A 17,888-nucleotide genomic window follows, 5' to 3' on the forward strand; every position below is an offset into this window, starting at 1 on the left:
TCACCGCAACGGGTTTATTTTTTATCGGTTGCGTCTTCGACCGCGCATCCCTGGGCCATCTGGCGAAGCCGTTCGTACCGCTCGTTGTATTCGGCCTCCAGCTTGGCGGTGAGTTTTTTCGCCTCTTCGGGAAAGGTCTTTTCAAGGGCCGCATACCGCACTTCACCGGCCAGAAATTCCCGCAATGTGCCGTTGGGCGCCTTGGCGTCCAGGATAAAGGGATTTTTGCCCTCGGCCTTGAGCACGGGGTTGTACCGATACAAGGGCCAGTAGCCGGATTCCACGGCCAGCTTGGTCTCTTCCTGGCTTCTGCCCATGCCCTTTTTAATACCGTGGTTGATGCAGGGCGCATAGCACATGATCAGCGACGGGCCGTCATAGGCTTCGGCCTCCAGCATGGCCTTGAGGGTTTGCTGTTTGTTGGCGCCCATGCCGATGCTGGCCACGTAAACGTAGCCGTAGCTCATGGCCATGGCGCCCAGGTCCTTTTTGGCGGTCTTTTTTCCTGAGGCCGCGAACTTGGCGATAGAGCCGGTAGGGGTGGCTTTTGAAGACTGTCCACCGGTGTTGGAGTAGACCTCGGTATCATAAACCATGATATTGATGTCTTCACCGCTGGCCAGCACGTGGTCCACGCCCCCAAAGGCGATATCATAGGCCGCGCCGTCTCCAAGAAAGACCCAGTAGGACTTTTTGGTAAAGAGTGTTGCGCCTTCCAGGATTTTTGCCAGCAGCGGCTTCTTGGCGTGTTTTGGCAGCAGGGCCTTGAGCTGGTCCCCGTAACGGCGGGAGCCCTTGGCGTCCTTCATGTTTTCCAGCCACCCGGTCATGGCCGCTGCCAGGTCGCTGTCCACCCCGGTTTCCAGGGCCTGGCGCATCAGGTCGGCCAGCTGGGCTCGCTGCTGGGTGTGTCCCAGAAACATGCCGTAGGTAAATTCAGCCGGGTCTTCAAACAGGGAGTTGCCCCAGGTGGGACCGAACCCGTCCCTGTTGGTGCAGTAAGGAATGGAGGGCGCGGAACCGCCCCAGATGGAGGTGCAGCCCGTGGCGTTGCCGATGACCATGCGTTCGCCGAACAGTTGGGTCAGCAGCTTGGCATAAGGGGTTTCCCCGCATCCGGCGCAGGCACCGGAGAACTCCAGCAGGGGCTGGGCGAACTGGCTGCCCTTGAGGCTCTCCCGGTCCAGCAGGTCGTCCCGAATGGGCAGGGTCAGGGCGTATTTGTGGTTTTCCACTTCGGTGTCGGTCTGGGTGGCCAGGGGCTGCATTACCAGGGCCGGCGTTTTGGCCGGGCATACGGCGGCGCAACTGCCGCACCCCATGCAGTCCAGGGTGTTGACCTGAATGCGAAAGGCATATCCTTCAAGTCCCTTGCCCTTTGCCTCAATCGTGGTAAAGGCCTCCGGGGCCTTTTTTAGCTCTTTCTCGGTGAGCAGTGCCGGCCGGATGGCCGCATGGGGGCAGACCAGGGCGCACTGGTTGCACTGAATGCAGTTTTCGGGAACCCACTGGGGCACCTTGATGGCAATGCCCCGTTTTTCATACTGGGTGGTGCCCACCGGGAAAATGCCGTCAGGCGAAAAGGCGCTTACCGGCAGCTTGTCGCCCTGCTGGGCCAGCATGGGCCGCATCACCCTGGTGACAAACGCTGGCAGCCCTTCGTCGGAAGCCGCGGGAATGTCCGCGTCGGCCCAGGATGCCGGGTACTTGATCTCGACAATGTTTTCCAGCGTCTTGTCCACGGCGTCACAGTTCATCTTTACGATGTTGTCGCCTTTTTTGCCGAACATCTCCTTGATCTGTTCCTTGAGATAGGCAATGGCGTCTTTTACCGGAATCACGTTGGCCAGCTTGAAGAAGGCGGTCTGCATGATCATGTTGATGCGGCCGCCCAGGCCCACCTCTCCGGCGATTTTCACGGCGTCGATGTTGTAAAATTTGAGCTTTTTGCGGGCAATGGTGCGCCGCATGGCCGCGGGCAGTTCGGCCGCCATCTGCTCGGCGGTCCAGTCCGAGTTGAGCAGAAAGGTGCCGCCGGTCTTGATGCCCTCCAGCAGGTCGTAAATATGGACGTAGCTGGCCTTGTGGCAGGCGATGTAGTCCGCCGAATCGATCAGGTAGGTGGACTGAATGGGCTTTTTACCGAACCGCAGGTGGCTCATGGTAACCCCGCCCGACTTCTTGGAGTCGTAGGCGAAATAGGCCTGGGCATACATGTCGGTGTGGTCCCCGATGATCTTGATGGCGCTTTTGTTGGCGCCCACGGTGCCGTCGGCCCCCAGCCCCCAGAACTTGCACTGGATGGTGCCCCTGGGCGCGGTGTCCAGGGTTTCGGTGATCTCCAGGGAGGTATGGGTCACGTCATCGGTGATACCCACGGTAAAATGGTTTTTGGGCGCTTTCTTTTTCATGTTGTCAAACACGGCCTTGACCATGCTCGGCGTGAACTCCTTGGAACTCAGGCCGTAGCGGCCGCCCAGGATCAGGGGCGTCTCCCGGCGTTCCATGTAAGCGGTGCATATATCCGTATAGAGGGGGTCGCCCAGGGCGCCGCGCTCCTTGGTGCGGTCCAGAACCGTGATGCGTTTGACCGTGTCGGGAATGACGGCAAACAGGTGCTTGGGAGAGAAGGGCCGGTACATGCGCACCTTGACCAGGCCGATTTTTTCGCCCTTGGCCTTCAGGTATTTGATGGTCTCCTCGATGGTCTCGCAGGAGGATCCCATGGAGATGACGATATGTTTTGCGTCCGGCGCGCCGGTATAGTCAAAGGGCTTATATTTGCGGCCGGTGAGCTTGCTCACCTTTTTCATGTAGGCGGTGATCGTCTCGGGAGCCCGGTTGTAATAGGGGTTGGAGGCTTCAATGGCCTGGAAATAGATGTCCGGGTTCTGGGCCGTGCCGCGAAGTTCGGGCCGTTCCGGGTTGGCGGCCCGCCGGCGGAACGCCTTGACCGCGTCAAGGTTGACCAGCTTGGCCATGTCCGCGTAATCGATCATCTCGATTTTCTGAATTTCGTGGGAGGTGCGGAACCCGTCAAAGAAATGGACAAAGGGAAGGCTGGTTTCGATGGCGGCCAGATGGGCCACCAGGCCCAGGTCCATGGCTTCCTGGACCGATGCCGATGCGATCATGCAGCAGCCGGTCTGGCGCACCGCCATCACATCCTGGTGATCGCCGAAAATGGAGAGGGCATGACCGGCAATGGACCGGGCCGTGACGTGCAGCACGCCGGGCAGCAGCTCCCCCACCATCTTGTACATGTTGGGGATCATCAGCAGCAGTCCCTGGGAGGCGGTAAAGGTGGAGGTGAGGGCGCCGGCGGCCAGAGCGCCGTGGACCGATGCCGAGGCCCCGGCCTCAGACTCGAGTTGCCTGACCAGAAGGGGGTTGCCGAAAATATTTTTTCTGCCGTTGGCAGCCCATTCGTCGGCAATTTCACCGATAGGTGAGGAGGGGGTGATGGGGTAGATGGCTGCAACGTCACTCATGGCATATGCCACGTGGGCAGCAGCGGTATTACCGTCGACTGTTTTCATTTTTCCCATGTGCTACTCCTTGTGAAAAGCGGCGGTGTTGTTGGTTAAAAAATGCTTTTGCCTCGAATTTTCCATATTTTTTGGACAGTTGGCAACCTTAGCCTAAAAAGCGGAATGTGTAAACAGATATTTTTGGGTTTCGGATTTTTTTATGCGCGTGATTCTTTGGTAATGGCACAACCATGGTCGATGGCTGGCGGAGAATAAAAAATTTGATTGACAGGAGAAAGTCTCTGGCATATAGATATCTCGTATGCGAGATAAAAATATGAAAAACAGCCATGTGCTCGATGACGCGGATGACCCCCGTTCCTGTGTCTGTTTCCTTTTGTCCAGGGCCGCCCAGACCGCCCAGAAACATCTTCGTATCGCCCTGGAACCTTACGGCCTGACCCCGGCCCAGTACCTGATCATCGAATGCCTGTGGCTGTCGGACCGCATGTCCCCCAAGGTGATCGGCGAACTGCTGCGGTTTGATTCCGCCACCCTTACCGGCCTGGTGGACCGGCTGGAGCGGGCCGGCTTTGTATTTCGCCAGCCCGACCCGGATGACCGGCGGGCCATTCGCATCTGCCTGACCGACAAGAGCCTGGGCATGAAGGCAGAGCTCCGGGCACTCCGGCTTCATGCCAATGAAGAGATTTTAAAGGTTTTTCCCCGGCACCAGCAGGGTGTATTCAAACAGGCCCTGATGTCGCTGATCGCGGCCGAGGACGCCGTGCCGGTGGCCGGGCAGCCGAACAGCAAAAGATGATTCACAGGACTGCCTGTGTAAACGATTATCAACCCATATAAAAACGAGGTTTGCCATGTCATCATTCAAACATCTGTTAGAACCGATCACCATCAAATCCATGACCCTGCCCAACCGGATCATCATGCCGGCATTAACGGTCAACGTGGCCATGGGCGAGGTCAACGATGCCGCTGTTGCCTACTACGAACGCCGGGCCAAAGGGGGCGCCGGCCTGGTCACCGTGGGCATCAGCCCGGTGGTGGCCGGCATGGTGATGGGCCTTGATATTTCCGATGACCGGTTTATTCCCGGCCACAAGCGGGTGGTTGACGCCATTCACCGGTATGACACAAAGGCCAGCATTCAGCTCTGGCATCCGGGCCGGTACGAGATGACCTTTCTCACCGGCCGTCAGGCGGTAAGCGCGTCAGACGTGGAACCCCCCATTTTTTCCAAGGGCAAGCCCCATGCCCTGACCGTGGAAGAGATAAAAGAGATCGTGACGGCATTCGGCGAAGCGGCCCGGCGGTCAAAAGAGGCGGGTTACGACTGCGTGGAAATAATCGCCAGCGCCGGATACCTGATCAGCCAGTTCATGAGCCCGGCCACCAACCTGCGCACCGATCAGTACGGTGGGTCCCTGGAAAACCGGGCCCGGTTCGGCACCGAGATCCTTCAGTCCATACGAAGCCGTGTGGGTGATGATTATCCCATCTTTGTCCGCATGGTGGGCGACGAACTGATTCCCGGGGGCAACACCATTGACGACATGAAGCAGTTTGCCCGCATCTGGGAGACGGCCGGTGCCGACGCCTTTAATGTAACCGCCGGGTGGCACGAGTCCAAGGAGCCCATGATCACCATGAACGTGCCCAGGGGCGGGTTTGTCTGGATGTCCGAGGGCATAAAAAGCGCCCTGGACCACGCGCCGGTGGCGGCCTCCAACCGCATCAACAGCGCGGAACTGGCCGAAGATATCCTGGCGTCCGGAAAGGCGGACATGGTCAGCATGGCCCGTCCCCTGGTGTGCGATCCGGACCTGCCCAATCGGATCAAGCAGGGCCGGCCCGACCTTATCCGGCGCTGTATTGCCTGCATGAACTGCATGGACAGCCTGTTTGAAGGCAAGCCCGTGGCCTGCGCCATCAATGCCGAGGCCTGCCGGGAGGAGGCCCTGGGAGCGCTTCAGAAGGCGGATCAAAAGAGGCGGGTGCTGGTGGTCGGCGGCGGCCCCGGTGGGTGTGAGGCGGCCCGAGTGGCAGCCCTGCGGGGTCATGACGTAGTGCTGCTGGAAAAGGCCGGCAAGCTGGGGGGGCAGCTTAACCTGGCGGCCCAGACCCCCAATTTCGGCGAGTTTGCCCTGGTTGGAGAGTATTTTGACGCCATGCTCAAAGAGCTGGGCGTGGATGTCCGGCTGAATTCCGAAGCAACCGTGGATACCGTGGGGGCCATCAAGCCGGACGTGGTGATTTACGCGGCCGGGGCCGTTCCCGCGGATCCGCCAATAAAAGGAATTGATGGACCCAATGTGATGCACGCCTGGCAGGTGATGGCCGGTGAACCGGTGGCCGGCAACAAGGTGGCCGTGATCGGCGGCGGCGGCACCGGGTGCGACGTGTGCATGCACCTGGCCCATGACGGCAAAGCCGTGACCCAGCTTGAGATGCTCGACAAGATGGGGCATAATATCGGTCCCGGCACCAAGTGGGTGGTGATGAAGACCTTGGGCGAGCTGGGCATTCAGCAGACCAACCGGTTCAAGGTTAAAGAGATCACCGGCAAGGGCGTGGTGGGCGAAGTGGAGGGCGAGGAGCAGCTCATTGAGGCAGACACCGTGGTGGTGGCCATCGGCTCCCGGCCGAATACGGACCTGCTGGAGTCCCTGTCCGGTTACGAGGTGATTCCCATCGGTGACGCCCGCCAGCCCAGAAAGATCGTGTTTGCGGTGCATGAAGGGTACGAAGCTGCGCGGAACGTGTAGGAAAATTCCGGAGTCCTGACCCTCGAGGGGGGTGTCATGCGGGTGATAACGGAGAAGCAGGGGCCGGTGACGCTGATTGTCATCAACCGGCCCGAGGTGTGCAACGCGGTGAACCGGCCCACGGCCGATGCCCTTTCCGCCGCGTTTCAGGCATTTGAGGCGGATGGGGATGCCCGGGTGGCGGTGCTGTCCGGCGCGGGGGGGAATTTTTGCGCCGGCGCCGATCTTAAGGCCGTTGCATCAGTGGGCCGGGATGTCAATCGGATCGAACCCGGGGGCGACGGCCCCATGGGTCCGTCGCGCATGGTCTTTTCAAAACCGGTGATCGCGGCGGTGGCCGGTTATGCCGTGGCCGGTGGGCTTGAGCTGGCATTGATGTGCGACCTGCGGGTGGCCGAAAAGAGCGCGGTGTTCGGCGTCTTCTGCCGGCGCTGGGGCGTACCGCTGATTGACGGCGGCACGGTGCGGCTGCCTCGGCTGATCGGCCTTTCCCGGGCTCTTGACATGATTCTCACCGGCCGGCCGGTGGGGGCCGCCGAAGCCCGCGAGATGGGGCTGGCCAACCGGGTGGTGGCCGACGGCAGCGCGGTTGCCGAGGCAACCAGGCTGGCGGAACAGATTGCCGCCTTTCCCCAGGCGTGCCTGCGCAGCGACCGGCGGTCTGCCTATGAACAAATCAACTTGAGTTTTTCCGATGCCATGAAAAACGAGTTTGCCCACGGGCTGGCCACCATCAAAAGCGGTGAGACCGTGGCCGGGGCAGGGCGCTTTGCCAAAGGGGCCGGGCGCCATGGGACGTTCAACGCTTAACCGAGGAGGCAGTCATGCAGGTAAACGAAGGAACCATCGACAGGATCGTTCGGGCCATACTGGGCATTCTTATCATTGCGCTGTTTCTGACGGGCCGGCTGCCCGGATACTGGGCACTGCTGCTGATCTTCAGCGGCACCTTCCTGATGACCGCGGTGACGGGATATTGCCCGCTTTACGCACCGCTGGGCATCAGTACGGTCAAAAAGTAGCACCAACTGATGGAGGGGCATGGTCCAACATGCCCCTCATGTGATTTCGACTAATATCATCCGGTCATATTTCACACTGCCCGGCATTGGTCTGGCACGCCTTTTCCCGTGTCTTTTCCGCCAGCCGCACCTCGCGCCGCCGCAGGGCCTCACGGTTGCGCCGTTTCTCGTCGTCGGTTTCCAGGACCAGTGAGGGGAGAGGCTCTGTGACCGGTTTAAAATCGGGCCCCAGGGCCACAAAGGTCAGGTAGGCGGAAGCCGTGTGCGTGACCTTTCCGGTGAGAACATCTTCGCACTCCACCCGCACCCCCACCTCCATGGAGCTTTTGCCCACCAGGTTGAGGCCGGCCTTGACCACCAGCAGGTTGCCGATAAAAACGGGATTGTGAAAATCAAGCCGGTCAATGGACGCGGTGACGCACACGGTCTGGGAATGGCGCACCGCCACAACGCCGGCGGCATTGTCGATCAATTTCATCACCACCCCGCCATGGACCAGGCCGGCGGGGTTGGCGTCGGCGGGCTCCATCACGCTGGCCATGGTGCAGTGGGTCTGGCGGACGGTTTTTCCGTTCATGCGGGTGTCCTTTGCTGTGTTGTTGCGCCCGGGTCTATTTTGAGTTCTGTATGACGCGCAGGGCGTCCCGCTCCAGGATCTGGACCGCGGAGATGAGCAGGCCGAACACCTCGTTTTTCGTCTGGCCGTGGTAGAATCGGTAATAGATCTGCTGGGCGATGACGGCCAGGCGGAACAGGCCGAAGCAGTAGTAGTAATCAAACCCGCTCATGTCCCTGCCGGAAAGCTGCCGGTAATAGTCCACGATCTCTTTTCGGGTCAGTGCCCCGGGATGGTCGGTGGGCATCATCCGCCGCAGCTGGTCCTCTTCGGGATCATCGGCCTGGACCCAGTAGGCCATGGAGTTGCCCAGGTCCATGCGGGGGTCGCCGATGGTGGCCATTTCCCAATCCAGGACCCCGATGATTTTGCTGGGATCGTTTCTGTCCAGCACCACGTTGTCCAGTTTGAAGTCATTGTGTATCAGGGCCGGTGTTTTGTCGTCCGGCGGCATGTGGTCCGTCAGCCATGCCATGACCGTTTCAAAATCCGGCGCATCCGGGGTCCGGGCGTCCCGGTACCGGCCGCACCAGCCCGTGACCTGCCGCTGGACGTATCCTTGAGGCTTGCCGAAGTTTTCCAGGCCGATGGCCGTGTAGTCAAGGGCGTGCAGCTCGTGATGCACCTCCACCAGCCGACGGCACAGGGTGTTGAACTGTTCAGGGGCCATGGTCAGCCCTTCGGGCAGCTCTTTTCGCAGGATGATACCGTCGATCCGTTCCATCACGTAAAAGGGGCATCCCATGACCGACGGGTCCTCGGTATAGACCAGGGGTTCGGGGCAGTAGGGAAAGTGGGGCCGCAGGGCCTTTAGAATGGCATACTCCCGTCCCATGTCATGGGCCGACTTTGCCTTTTTCCCGAACGGGGGCCGCCGCAGAATATAGTCCCGTCCGGCCATGCGGACCAGGTAGGTGAGGTTGGAAAAACCGCCCTGAAACTGCCGGACCTCCATCTCCCGGCCGGTTTCAAAGCCCTGATCCTTCAGAAAGTCCATCAGTTTCCGGGTGTCGATCTCTTCTCCTGTCCGAACCCGGGTGGGCGCGTCGCCAGTTGTCATGACTGATCCTTTTTGCCTGAATGGATGTTTTGTTGCCGGCCATGGCTGATGCCCGGCGGTTTTTTTGTTTTTACGCTTATATAACTCCATCCCCCCGGTTTTGCAATCCTCTTAGCCCGGATATTTCACGCGTTGATTTGGCCGCAGATGCAAGGCGCAGGACGCGAATCGGCCAGGGGCCGGCGGTCTGTCCCCGCAGGTTGCAATGGCCTTGCTTTTTTTTCTGATTAAGGGCAAAAAGAAGGCTGTTTTGTGCATGGGCGAAAAGAGTGCGCATTATTTCAACCGGAAAACAAGGAGACACCGATGAACGTCAGACTGGATACCAGCATGGGAGAGATCGAACTGGAGCTTTTTGAGGATAAGGCGCCGAAAACCACGGCCAACTTTGTTTCATATGTCAGGTCAGGGCATTATGATGGAACCATTTTTCACCGGGTTATCGACGGATTCATGATTCAGGGCGGCGGTATGGATGTGGACATGAAGGAAAAGCCCACCGGCCCGCCCATTGAAAACGAGGCGGACAATGGATTGAAAAATGACGCCTATGCCGTGGCCATGGCCCGCACACCGGATCCGAACAGTGCCACGGCCCAGTTTTTTATCAATGTGAAGAAAAATGATTTTCTCAACCACACCGCCAAAAATCCCCAGGGGTGGGGATACGCGGTCTTTGGCAAGGTGGTCAAGGGCCATGGTGTGGTCAACAAGATCAAGGGCGTGGCCACCGGCAGAAAGGGCATGCATGATGACGTGCCCCAGACCCCGGTGGTGATCAACAAGGCCGAGGTGATTGAAGCGTAGCGCTGTTTATTCAATCCCCGACTGAAGGGGTGCTTGTCTGCCGGCACCAGGATAGTCTCGAATCCTGGTGCCGGTTTTTTTGATCCATAATGTTGGCCCACCTTTTCCCACGATTGTTCCTTTTTCCGATTTTTAAAATGAAACACACCTGTTCTGCCGTCCTTATTCGGGGCACTTTTCTACTCGTCAGTTCTACCGAAATTCCGGATTGCACAAGGCCGTTCCGAAAAAGAGAGGGATCATAAAATTTTTATTGTTTTTTAAAACAAGCTGTTGTATATTAATCAAACCATTTTGGGAGGAAACTCATTCGAATGCGGCGTTCAGAACCGATAACCCCACAATGTGGTATATTTTGGCACGCTTTTTGGATGTATTGTTTTAAAAGTTAACAACTCATCCACGAAGGAGGAAGATATGGCGAAAATCGATACCAGTGAAATAAAAAAACTTGATACCCGAAGCGTAACCATATGCGAAGCCACACGTCAGATGCTGGACAAGGCCCAGCGGGACGGCGTTGAGACCGCCTTTGACCGTGCCGCTTCCATGAAACCATGTCCCATCGGGGCGGATTCAGCCTGCTGCAAGCACTGCTCCATGGGTCCCTGCAGGCTCAATTCAAAGGACCCGTACGGGAAAGTGGGGGTGTGCGGTGCCGACATTGATACAATCATGTCCCGTAATTTCGCGAGAATGGTGGCTTCGGGTGCGGCGGCCCACACAGATCATGGTATGTCAATGCTGGACCTGTTCCGGGAGGTGGTAAACGGCCATATTAAGGAGTATGGCATCAAGGATGTCAAGAAACTGATGGAAGTGGCTCAGTCTGTGGGTATTGAAACCGATAGCAGGGAAGTTTCTGATATCGCAATGGATTTATATAATGAACTGGAAAAAACCTATACCCAGATAGAAGGAGAGATACCTTTTGCCAAACGGGTACCGCCTAAAACCCTTGAAACATGGCGAAAACAGGGTATTGTTCCCCGGGGCGCCATGCGGGAGATCATGGAACTGATGCACCGGACCCACATGGGGGTGGATCAGCAGTATGAGAACATCACCCGCCAGATCAGCCGCACCGCCCTGGCAGACGGGTGGGGTGGATCCCTGGTGGCTACCGAGATTTCAGACATTCTCTTTGGCACACCTTCGCCGGTTCAGGTGGAAGTGAACATGGGGGTGCTAAAAGAAAATATGGTCAACATCATTGTTCATGGCCATGAGCCCAACCTGTTTGAGTCCATGCTGGTGTCGGTCAACGCGCCGGTGCTGGTGGAGGCGGCCAAGGCAGCCGGCGCCGACGGTATCAATCTGGTGGGTATGTGCTGTTCCGGCGCCGAGATGCTGGTGCGACACGGCATTCCCCATGCCGGCAACTTCATGTCCACCGAAGCGGTGCTGGTGACCGGCGCCGTGGATGCCATGTGCGTGGATGTGCAGTGCATCAAGCAGGGGCTTGCCAAGGTGGCGGACTGCTATAATACGCCGCTGTTTACCACCAATACAAGGTGCCACATAGAGGGCGCGGTTCATATTGATTTTAATGAACATAAACCCCTTGACTGTACGGATGAAATCGTTATCAAGGCCATTTCGCGGTTTAAAAACAGGACCGCCGCCATTGAAATTCCACAGATCATCAACAAGGGAGTGCACGGATTTTCTTACGAATATATCAATTACATGCTGGGCGGAAGCTTCCGGTCCGGATTTACCCCCTTGAATGAAAACATAATTAATGGTAGAATACGAGGCGTAGCCGGGGTCGTGGGATGCACCAATCCAAGAGTCAGGCAGGACTGGGTCCATGTGGAGCTGGTCAAGGAGCTGATCAAAAATGACGTGCTGGTGCTTCAGACCGGATGTTCCCAGATTGCGCTGGCCAAGGCGGGCCTGACAACGCCTGAAGCAGCGGTCCTTGCCGGACCGGGGTTGCAGGAAGTGTGCGAGGCCGTAGGCATGCCGCCGGTGCTGGGCCTGGGCTCCTGCGTGGACAACAGCCGCATTTTGATTGCCGCGGCTGAAATGGTGAAAACCGGCGGCCTTGGAGAGTCCATTGCCGATCTTCCGGCGGCAGGCGCCGCGCCGGAGTGGATGAGCGAAAAAGCCATCTCCATCGGTCATTATTTTGTGGCATCCGGCGTCTATACAGTATTTGGTGTGACGTTTCCCGTTGTAGACGGAACCCGGTTCCAGAAGCTGCTCTTTGAGGAACTTGAAGAAAAGGGAATGGGAAAATGGGGGTTTGCCGTTGACCCCTATGAAATGGCGCGCATGATGATCGCCCATATTGACAAAAAGCGCCAGCAGCTTGGCATCGACAAAACCCGGGAACGGATCCTTGTGGACATGGCGGATCGCCGGGCAATTGAAACGGCCTAACGATGTGAGTCGCAGATTCCATGCTCCGGACTCCCCTCCTCCCCCTCCTAACCGGACGGGAATCTGTAACTCGGGGCGGGCTTTCGAGCCCGCCCCATTTTTTTATACAAATCCCCGTGCCTCCGCAGTCGGTCTGTGTTAGAATCATTTTTTATTCAACCCATCGAATTTATTGAATGTAGATAATGTGCGGCATCAGCGGCATCATAACCCGATCACTGGCCGAAAACCAGGTGCTGGCCCGCCTGGAACGGATGGGACAACTGCAACGTCACCGGGGTCCGGATGACCGGCGGGAGCAGGTGTTTGATGGCCCCGAAGATCGGCGGATCGGCCTGGGGCTGGCGCGGCTTTCCATCCTTGATCTTGAAACCGGTATGCAGCCTATTGTCTGTCCCGAAGATGGCGCTGCCATCGTGTGCAACGGGCAGGTCTACAACTATTTGGAGCTGCGCCGGGAACTGGCCGGCCAGTCTTTTGTCTCCAAAGGGGATATTGAAACCGCCCTGCATACCTATCGAAAAAAGGGGCTCGATTTTGTAAACGATCTGAACGGCATGTACGGCGGGGCCATTTATGATCCGGTAAATCATCGGGTGGTGCTCTTTCGGGACCGGTTCGGCATCAAGCCCCTGTATTACACGACCCATAAAGGCACCTTCGTCTTTGCCTCGGAGATCAAACCCCTGCTGGCCGGAAGCGGCCGGCCGGCAAGGCTTAACGAGGCCCGGCTGGCTACCTTTTTCACCTACCGCTATGTGCCGGGAGAGCAGACCCTTTTTGAGGGGGTGCTGCGCCTGCCGCCGGCAAGCTTTCTGATTTACGACCTGCGCACCGGCAAACATGAGATTCATCGGTACTGGAACTACCAGCCGGACCGGCCCGAGCCGGCCATGACCCCTGAAGCGGCCCAGGAAACCTTTTATGATCTTTTTTCCGACGCCGTGCGCATTCGGCTTCGTTCCGACGTGGAGGTGGGCGCCCTTGTCAGCGGGGGCATTGACTCGTCGGCCGTGGCTTCACAGGCAGTGGCCCTGCGCGGCCCGGCCCGTCTGTTTACCATCGCTTTTGAGGAACAGGCATATAATGAGCTGGCAGACGTAAACGCCTTTCTGGCGGCAAACAGCGGGCGGTTTGCCGGGTGTGACCATATCGTCCAGTCCTGCGACAGGCTTATGCTGGAGCGGCTCCCCGGCATTGTTGAGTCGCTTGAGGAGCCTGTTTCACTGGGAACCGTTCTGCCCACCGACCAGGTGTGTGAACTGGCCGGAAGCCACCTCAAGGTGGTGGTGACGGGGGAGGGGGCAGACGAGATATTTGCCGGGTACCGCAAGTTTCTTGTCGAGGCCGCGGCCCATGCCTATCCCACGCTTTTGCCGGCCGACCAGAAAGAACTGGCAGCGACGTATCCTGAACTGTTGCCCTACCTGGCCGTTCGGCACGGGGATCCGGCAAAACGGTATATTCAGAGCGAACTGCTGTTTGACGCTCCGTTTCTTGAACAGCTGCTGGGCCGGGGCGGTCTGGATACGGCTTTCCCCGCGGATGCTCTGCCGACGGTCGATCCGGCCGGTCACCCGGTGAACACGGCCATTGCCTTTGAATGCCGGGCCCGGCTACCCGACTACGTGATCCTGCGGCTGGACAAACTCTCCATGCGCCATTCGCTTGAGACCCGTACCCCGTTTCTGGATTACCGGCTGGCCGAATTCGCGGCCCGGCTGCCTGTTCACCTGAAACTGGATACTTTCGCCGGCATGGAAAAGGTGGTGTGCCGCCAGGCCTTTGAACGGTTCGGTGTGCTGGACAGACAAACCGCCTTTCGCAAAAAGAAGCCCTTTACCATTCCCCTGGCCCCTTGGCTGTCCGAGCCGGACCGGCTTCCGGAGCCGATTCAGGAAGTGGTCCGTGGCGATATGGTAGCCCGTCAGGGGATTGTCGATCCCGCCATATTTAAAAGGCTTGTGGAAAATATCACCAGCGACAACATCGGGCCTCACACCCTGGTGTCCGAGGCGGACCGGGTGTTTGCGGTGATTGTGTTTACATTGTGGTATGATCGGTTTATGGAAAAATAATGAAAGGGTCCAAGGATTCAAGGATTCAAGGGTTCGAGGGGGTAAAATATCCCGTGTGGGACGTATTAAAAAATCATGCTCGTGCTCGTACTCTTGCCCTTGATCGAAATCCAACTGATACTGGTATGTGATTACGAGCACGGTCACGATTGCGAGCACGGTCACGGGCACGGGCACGGGCACGAGCACGAGCACGAGTAAGAGTAAGAGTAAGAGAAAGAGAAAGAGCAGGAGAAGGAAGAGAACACTATGGTTCAGTACCCGCGGCAAAACCTTATCGAGGACTATGCCGAACAGCTTCTGGTCCGCATTGTTGAAAAGCTTGCGCCCGGTGCTGTACGCACTTACGGGTTTGAATACGAGTTTCTGGCAAAAGAGCCGCCCACGTCGGACTGCGTGAAAAAGATGCACGGGTGTCTTGCCGAGATGGGGTTTGTTCATGATGGCAAGTACCTGAAGAACAACCACGGCATGCATGTCACCTTTGAGCCCGGCGGCCAGATCGAGTACCATAGCATGCCCCTTCTGCCCGGTGCCGATGAAGAATTTGATGCCACTTTAAAAGAGATTGACACCATCAATGATGCCATTCGGTGGGAGTGTGGTGTGGACTACACACCGGAGCCCTATATGCCGGGTCGGGGGGAAGGGCCGCTCTGCCTGACCAGCGAACGGTATGTCAATCTTCACAAAAGGCTGGCAAAAAGCGGCACCCGGGGCCACGAGATGATGAAGGGCACGGCCTCCATTCATCTGCACGCCTTGCTTTTAAGTATTGACGAGATGCCGACCCTGTTCGGCCTGATGGACCGACTGGGCCGAAGCCCGGATTTTCGCATGGGACCGGAGCGCCGGGATATCTGGGACAACACCGATCCCACCCGGTGCGGCATGCCCTACCTGCGGCCCGGCGGGGATACATCCGCTGCCGACCTGGCCCGGGATATCGTGCGGGTGGGCATGGACGCGGTGGTGCTGGGCGCCGAGATTCCCTACTGGCAGACCCGGAACCCGGCCTTTGAATCGTTTTTGTACCACATGACAACCATTTTTACCGATGTGCGGCTCAACATGAGTGCCCCCACCCTGGAGTTGCGCACCCTGGACGTCGTGCCCGGTGATCTGTTCAAGGGAAAGTGGCAAAGGTTTATCGACGAAGTGGAATCACAAGGAGGTTTGACATGATCAAGGCGATTGAAATTTACACAACAGGCACCTGTCCTTTCTGTATTCGGGCCAAGGCCCTGCTGGACAGGAAAAAGGTTTCCTATACCGAGTTCCGGGTGGACCATACCCCGGCCTATGTGGATGAAGCCGTGAAACGCAGCGGGGGACGCACCACCGTGCCCCAGATTTTTATCGGCGAGGTTCACGTGGGCGGGTGTGATGAGCTTTACGCCTTGGAAAAGGAGAAAAAACTCGACGCGCTGCTGGGACTATAAAAATTGATCGACTGATCTGAATCGAGGAAGCACATCATGGGAAAATGCGTAAACCACCCGGACCGGGATACCAACTATGCCTGCCTGAAGCACGGCACCTATATGTGCGAGGAGTGTCTCAAGTGCCGTGACCCTGAGCTCTATTGCAAGTTCCGGTCGTCATGCCCGATCTGGTTTATGACAAAACACAGCGGCGGACTGGATGATGTTGGCGCTGAGGAGAAGAAGGAGTGTACCGTCACTTTTCACCCCGACAATCAGGTGGTCACCCTGGCGGCCGGCAGCACCCTGCTGGACGCGGCAAAGAGCGGAGATGTGCCATTAAACGCCTCCTGCAACGGCAAGGGCTCCTGCGGCAAGTGCAAGCTGGTGGTGGTTTCCGGTAAGGTGGACCATCCTTCAACGCCGCTGCTTACTGATGATGAAAAGAAAACCGGTTACGTGCTGGCCTGCCAGGCGAAACTTTCCGGGGATGTGACGGTGCGCATTCCCGAGGAGACGCTGGAGAAGAAACTCCAGGTGGCCGGCATGGGCGCCGAGGTGACCGACCGGTTAAAGGGACTGGTTGCGGAGATTACCCTCATGCACGAGTCGGTGTCCCTGGAGCTTGCGCCGCCTACCATGGACGATGCGGTCAGCGACCTGGACCGGCTGAACCGGGGGCTCAAGCAGCAGGGGTATGATCTGGACCGGATGAACATGGGGCTCCGGGTCATGCGGGACATGGCCTCGGTCATGCGCAGCCAGAACTTCCATGTCACGGCCCATATCCTGAAGAAGCGCTGTTCCAATGAGGTGGTGGGTTTAAATGCCGGGAACTCGGCCGGTCCCGGCCTGGGCCTGGCCATTGACGTGGGCACCACCTCCATCGTGGTCTACCTAGTGGATATGACCGATGGCACGGTGATTGCCGCCACCGCCGGGCATAACCGGCAGGCGGCCTGCGGCGATGACGTGATCAACCGGATTGTGTGCTCGGAAAAGGACGGCGTTAAAAAGCTGCGCACCATGGCCCTTGCCACCATCAACGGCCTGTTGAATGAAGCACTGTTTGCCGCGGGCCGGGATCGCCGCGAGGTCACCAACATCGCCCTGGCCGGCAACACCGTCATGACCCACCTGCTGCTGGGCATCGAGCCGCGCAACATCCGGCGTGAACCTTACGTTCCTACCGTTTCGGAGTTTCCCATACTCAAGGCCATCGAAGTGGGGATCAAGGCCGATCCGGACGCGGCGGTGTTTATCATGCCCGGCCCGGCCGGTTACGTGGGTGGTGATATTGTTTCAGGCCTGATCTACACCGGGTTTCACCGGGAAGAGGCCATGACCCTGTTCATCGACGTGGGGACCAACGGCGAGATCGTGCTGGGCAACAACCAGTGGCTGCTTACCGCTTCCTGCTCGGCCGGACCGGCTTTTGAAGGCGGCGGCGTGCGTTGGGGCATGCGGGCCGAGGAGGGAGCCATTGAAAAAGTGGCAATTGACGAAGATACCATGGTGTCTGAAATTTCAGTGGTGGGCGGCAAACCGGCCCGGGGTATCTGCGGGTCGGGCATGATCGACCTGATTTCCGAGATGCTGATGACCGGTGTCATTCAGGCCAACGGCAAATTTGCCCTGGACGCGGACCATCCGCGCATGGCCGCCATCGGCGATGAAAAGGCCTTTGTTGTGGCCACGGCCGACCAGACATCCGTGGGCCAGGATATCGTGTTTACCGAGTCGGACATCGACACCATCATTCGCAGCAAGGGCGCGGTCTATGCCGGCTTCACCGTGCTGCTGCGCCAGGCAGGCATTGATTTTTCCATGCTTGATCAGGTGATCATCACCGGCGGGTTCGGCCAGTTTTTAAACATTGAAAAGGCCATTACCATCGGTCTGCTGCCCGACATCGACCGGGCAAAATTCAAGTACATGGGCAACAGCTCTGCCGCCGGAGCTTACATGGCCCTGCTTTCGGAAAAACACCGCAAGGAGGCGGTTCATGTGTGCAACAGCATGACCTACGTGGATTTTTCCAGCAACAACGAGTTTATGAGCGAATTTACATCAGCGCTTTTTTTACCCCATACGAATCTGGAAGATTTTCCTTCGGTAAGACGCTCAAAAAGGCCTTGATAATATCGACAGCTATTTTTCCTGGTGCCTTTGCACAGCCCGAGAAGCTGCAGGTGCCGCCCGCCGATTTTAATTCGGATGATGATAAACAAAAATAT

General features: G+C 57.9%; 13 protein-coding genes. 10 read left to right on the forward strand and 3 right to left on the reverse strand.

Going from position 1 to position 17,888, the window contains the following annotated elements; all coding sequences use genetic code 11:
- Nucleotides 1–14 precede the first annotated feature (14 nt).
- Complete coding sequence (gene nifJ, locus DOLE_RS07480; protein WP_012174873.1) at nucleotides 15–3,548, reverse strand: pyruvate:ferredoxin (flavodoxin) oxidoreductase; 3,534 nt, start codon at nucleotides 3,546–3,548, stop codon at nucleotides 15–17.
- A 259-nt stretch (nucleotides 3,549–3,807) separates the two neighbouring features.
- On the opposite strand from nifJ, the gene DOLE_RS07485 reads away from it, so the two are divergent.
- The 4 genes from DOLE_RS07485 to DOLE_RS07500 are packed head-to-tail and all read left to right on the forward strand — an operon-like array spanning nucleotide 3,808 to nucleotide 7,278.
- Nucleotides 3,808–4,293 (forward strand): MarR family winged helix-turn-helix transcriptional regulator, encoded by a 486-nt coding sequence (locus DOLE_RS07485; RefSeq protein ID WP_167320861.1) that lies wholly within the window; start codon nucleotides 3,808–3,810, stop codon nucleotides 4,291–4,293.
- Nucleotides 4,294–4,348: 55 nt separating this feature from the next.
- A complete protein-coding gene (locus DOLE_RS07490) occupies nucleotides 4,349–6,256 on the forward strand; it encodes an oxidoreductase (RefSeq protein WP_012174875.1) in 1,908 nt (635 codons plus the stop codon).
- A 36-nt stretch (nucleotides 6,257–6,292) separates the two neighbouring features.
- The gene (locus tag DOLE_RS07495; protein WP_012174876.1) at nucleotides 6,293–7,066 is read left to right on the forward strand and encodes a crotonase/enoyl-CoA hydratase family protein; all 774 of its coding nucleotides are present in this window, start codon (nucleotides 6,293–6,295) and stop codon (nucleotides 7,064–7,066) included.
- Between the two features lie 14 nt (nucleotides 7,067–7,080).
- Nucleotides 7,081–7,278: a YgaP family membrane protein gene (locus DOLE_RS07500; protein ID WP_012174877.1), complete on the forward strand. Its 198-nt coding sequence runs from the start codon at nucleotides 7,081–7,083 to the stop codon at nucleotides 7,276–7,278.
- Nucleotides 7,279–7,342: 64 nt separating this feature from the next.
- Here the strand turns inward: DOLE_RS07500 and DOLE_RS07505 are convergent, their stop codons facing one another.
- Together DOLE_RS07505 and DOLE_RS07510 are read right to left on the reverse strand one after the other, a co-directional pair.
- Nucleotides 7,343–7,855 carry an acyl-CoA thioesterase gene (locus DOLE_RS07505; RefSeq protein ID WP_012174878.1) on the reverse strand — a complete coding sequence of 171 codons (513 nt, stop codon included), beginning with the start codon at nucleotides 7,853–7,855 and terminating at the stop codon, nucleotides 7,343–7,345.
- A 34-nt stretch (nucleotides 7,856–7,889) separates the two neighbouring features.
- Entirely contained in the window at nucleotides 7,890–8,954 is a 1,065-nt protein-coding gene (locus DOLE_RS07510; RefSeq protein ID WP_012174879.1) for a phosphotransferase family protein, read from the reverse strand.
- Between the two features lie 306 nt (nucleotides 8,955–9,260).
- Between DOLE_RS07510 and DOLE_RS07515 the strand changes: the two genes are divergently transcribed.
- From DOLE_RS07515 to DOLE_RS07540, 6 genes are all read left to right on the forward strand, one after another.
- Entirely contained in the window at nucleotides 9,261–9,761 is a 501-nt protein-coding gene (locus tag DOLE_RS07515) for a peptidylprolyl isomerase (RefSeq protein ID WP_012174880.1), read from the forward strand.
- 417 nt (nucleotides 9,762–10,178) lie between these two features.
- Nucleotides 10,179–12,149 carry an anaerobic carbon-monoxide dehydrogenase catalytic subunit gene (gene cooS / locus DOLE_RS07520; protein WP_012174881.1) on the forward strand — a complete coding sequence of 657 codons (1,971 nt, stop codon included), beginning with the start codon at nucleotides 10,179–10,181 and terminating at the stop codon, nucleotides 12,147–12,149.
- 185 nt (nucleotides 12,150–12,334) lie between these two features.
- Nucleotides 12,335–14,227 carry an asparagine synthase (glutamine-hydrolyzing) gene (gene asnB, locus DOLE_RS07525; protein ID WP_012174882.1) on the forward strand — a complete coding sequence of 631 codons (1,893 nt, stop codon included), beginning with the start codon at nucleotides 12,335–12,337 and terminating at the stop codon, nucleotides 14,225–14,227.
- 249 nt (nucleotides 14,228–14,476) lie between these two features.
- Nucleotides 14,477–15,412 carry a glutamate--cysteine ligase GCS2 gene (locus tag DOLE_RS07530; RefSeq protein WP_012174883.1) on the forward strand — a complete coding sequence of 312 codons (936 nt, stop codon included), beginning with the start codon at nucleotides 14,477–14,479 and terminating at the stop codon, nucleotides 15,410–15,412.
- Nucleotides 15,409–15,669 (forward strand): glutaredoxin 3, encoded by a 261-nt coding sequence (gene grxC / locus DOLE_RS07535; protein ID WP_012174884.1) that lies wholly within the window; start codon nucleotides 15,409–15,411, stop codon nucleotides 15,667–15,669. Before DOLE_RS07530 ends, grxC begins: the two co-directional genes overlap by 4 nt.
- Before the next feature lie 36 nt (nucleotides 15,670–15,705).
- Entirely contained in the window at nucleotides 15,706–17,790 is a 2,085-nt protein-coding gene (locus DOLE_RS07540; RefSeq protein WP_041280433.1) for an ASKHA domain-containing protein, read from the forward strand.
- Nucleotides 17,791–17,888 lie beyond the last annotated feature (98 nt).

Source organism: Desulfosudis oleivorans Hxd3 (genome assembly GCF_000018405.1).
In the GTDB taxonomy this organism is placed as follows: domain Bacteria; phylum Desulfobacterota; class Desulfobacteria; order Desulfobacterales; family Desulfosudaceae; genus Desulfosudis; species Desulfosudis oleivorans.

Bases quoted from the DNA above. Each gene is read 5' to 3' on its own strand.
- nifJ (WP_012174873.1), bottom strand. From the start codon at position 3,548: ATGGGAAAAATGAAAACAGTCGACGGTAATACCGCTGCTGCCCACGTG.
- DOLE_RS07485 (WP_167320861.1), top strand. From the start codon at position 3,808: ATGAAAAACAGCCATGTGCTCGATGACGCGGATGACCCCCGTTCCTGT.
- DOLE_RS07490 (WP_012174875.1), top strand. From the start codon at position 4,349: ATGTCATCATTCAAACATCTGTTAGAACCGATCACCATCAAATCCATG.
- DOLE_RS07495 (WP_012174876.1), top strand. From the start codon at position 6,293: ATGCGGGTGATAACGGAGAAGCAGGGGCCGGTGACGCTGATTGTCATC.
- DOLE_RS07500 (WP_012174877.1), top strand. From the start codon at position 7,081: ATGCAGGTAAACGAAGGAACCATCGACAGGATCGTTCGGGCCATACTG.
- DOLE_RS07505 (WP_012174878.1), bottom strand. From the start codon at position 7,855: ATGAACGGAAAAACCGTCCGCCAGACCCACTGCACCATGGCCAGCGTG.
- DOLE_RS07510 (WP_012174879.1), bottom strand. From the start codon at position 8,954: ATGACAACTGGCGACGCGCCCACCCGGGTTCGGACAGGAGAAGAGATC.
- DOLE_RS07515 (WP_012174880.1), top strand. From the start codon at position 9,261: ATGAACGTCAGACTGGATACCAGCATGGGAGAGATCGAACTGGAGCTT.
- cooS (WP_012174881.1), top strand. From the start codon at position 10,179: ATGGCGAAAATCGATACCAGTGAAATAAAAAAACTTGATACCCGAAGC.
- asnB (WP_012174882.1), top strand. From the start codon at position 12,335: ATGTGCGGCATCAGCGGCATCATAACCCGATCACTGGCCGAAAACCAG.
- DOLE_RS07530 (WP_012174883.1), top strand. From the start codon at position 14,477: ATGGTTCAGTACCCGCGGCAAAACCTTATCGAGGACTATGCCGAACAG.
- grxC (WP_012174884.1), top strand. From the start codon at position 15,409: ATGATCAAGGCGATTGAAATTTACACAACAGGCACCTGTCCTTTCTGT.
- DOLE_RS07540 (WP_041280433.1), top strand. From the start codon at position 15,706: ATGGGAAAATGCGTAAACCACCCGGACCGGGATACCAACTATGCCTGC.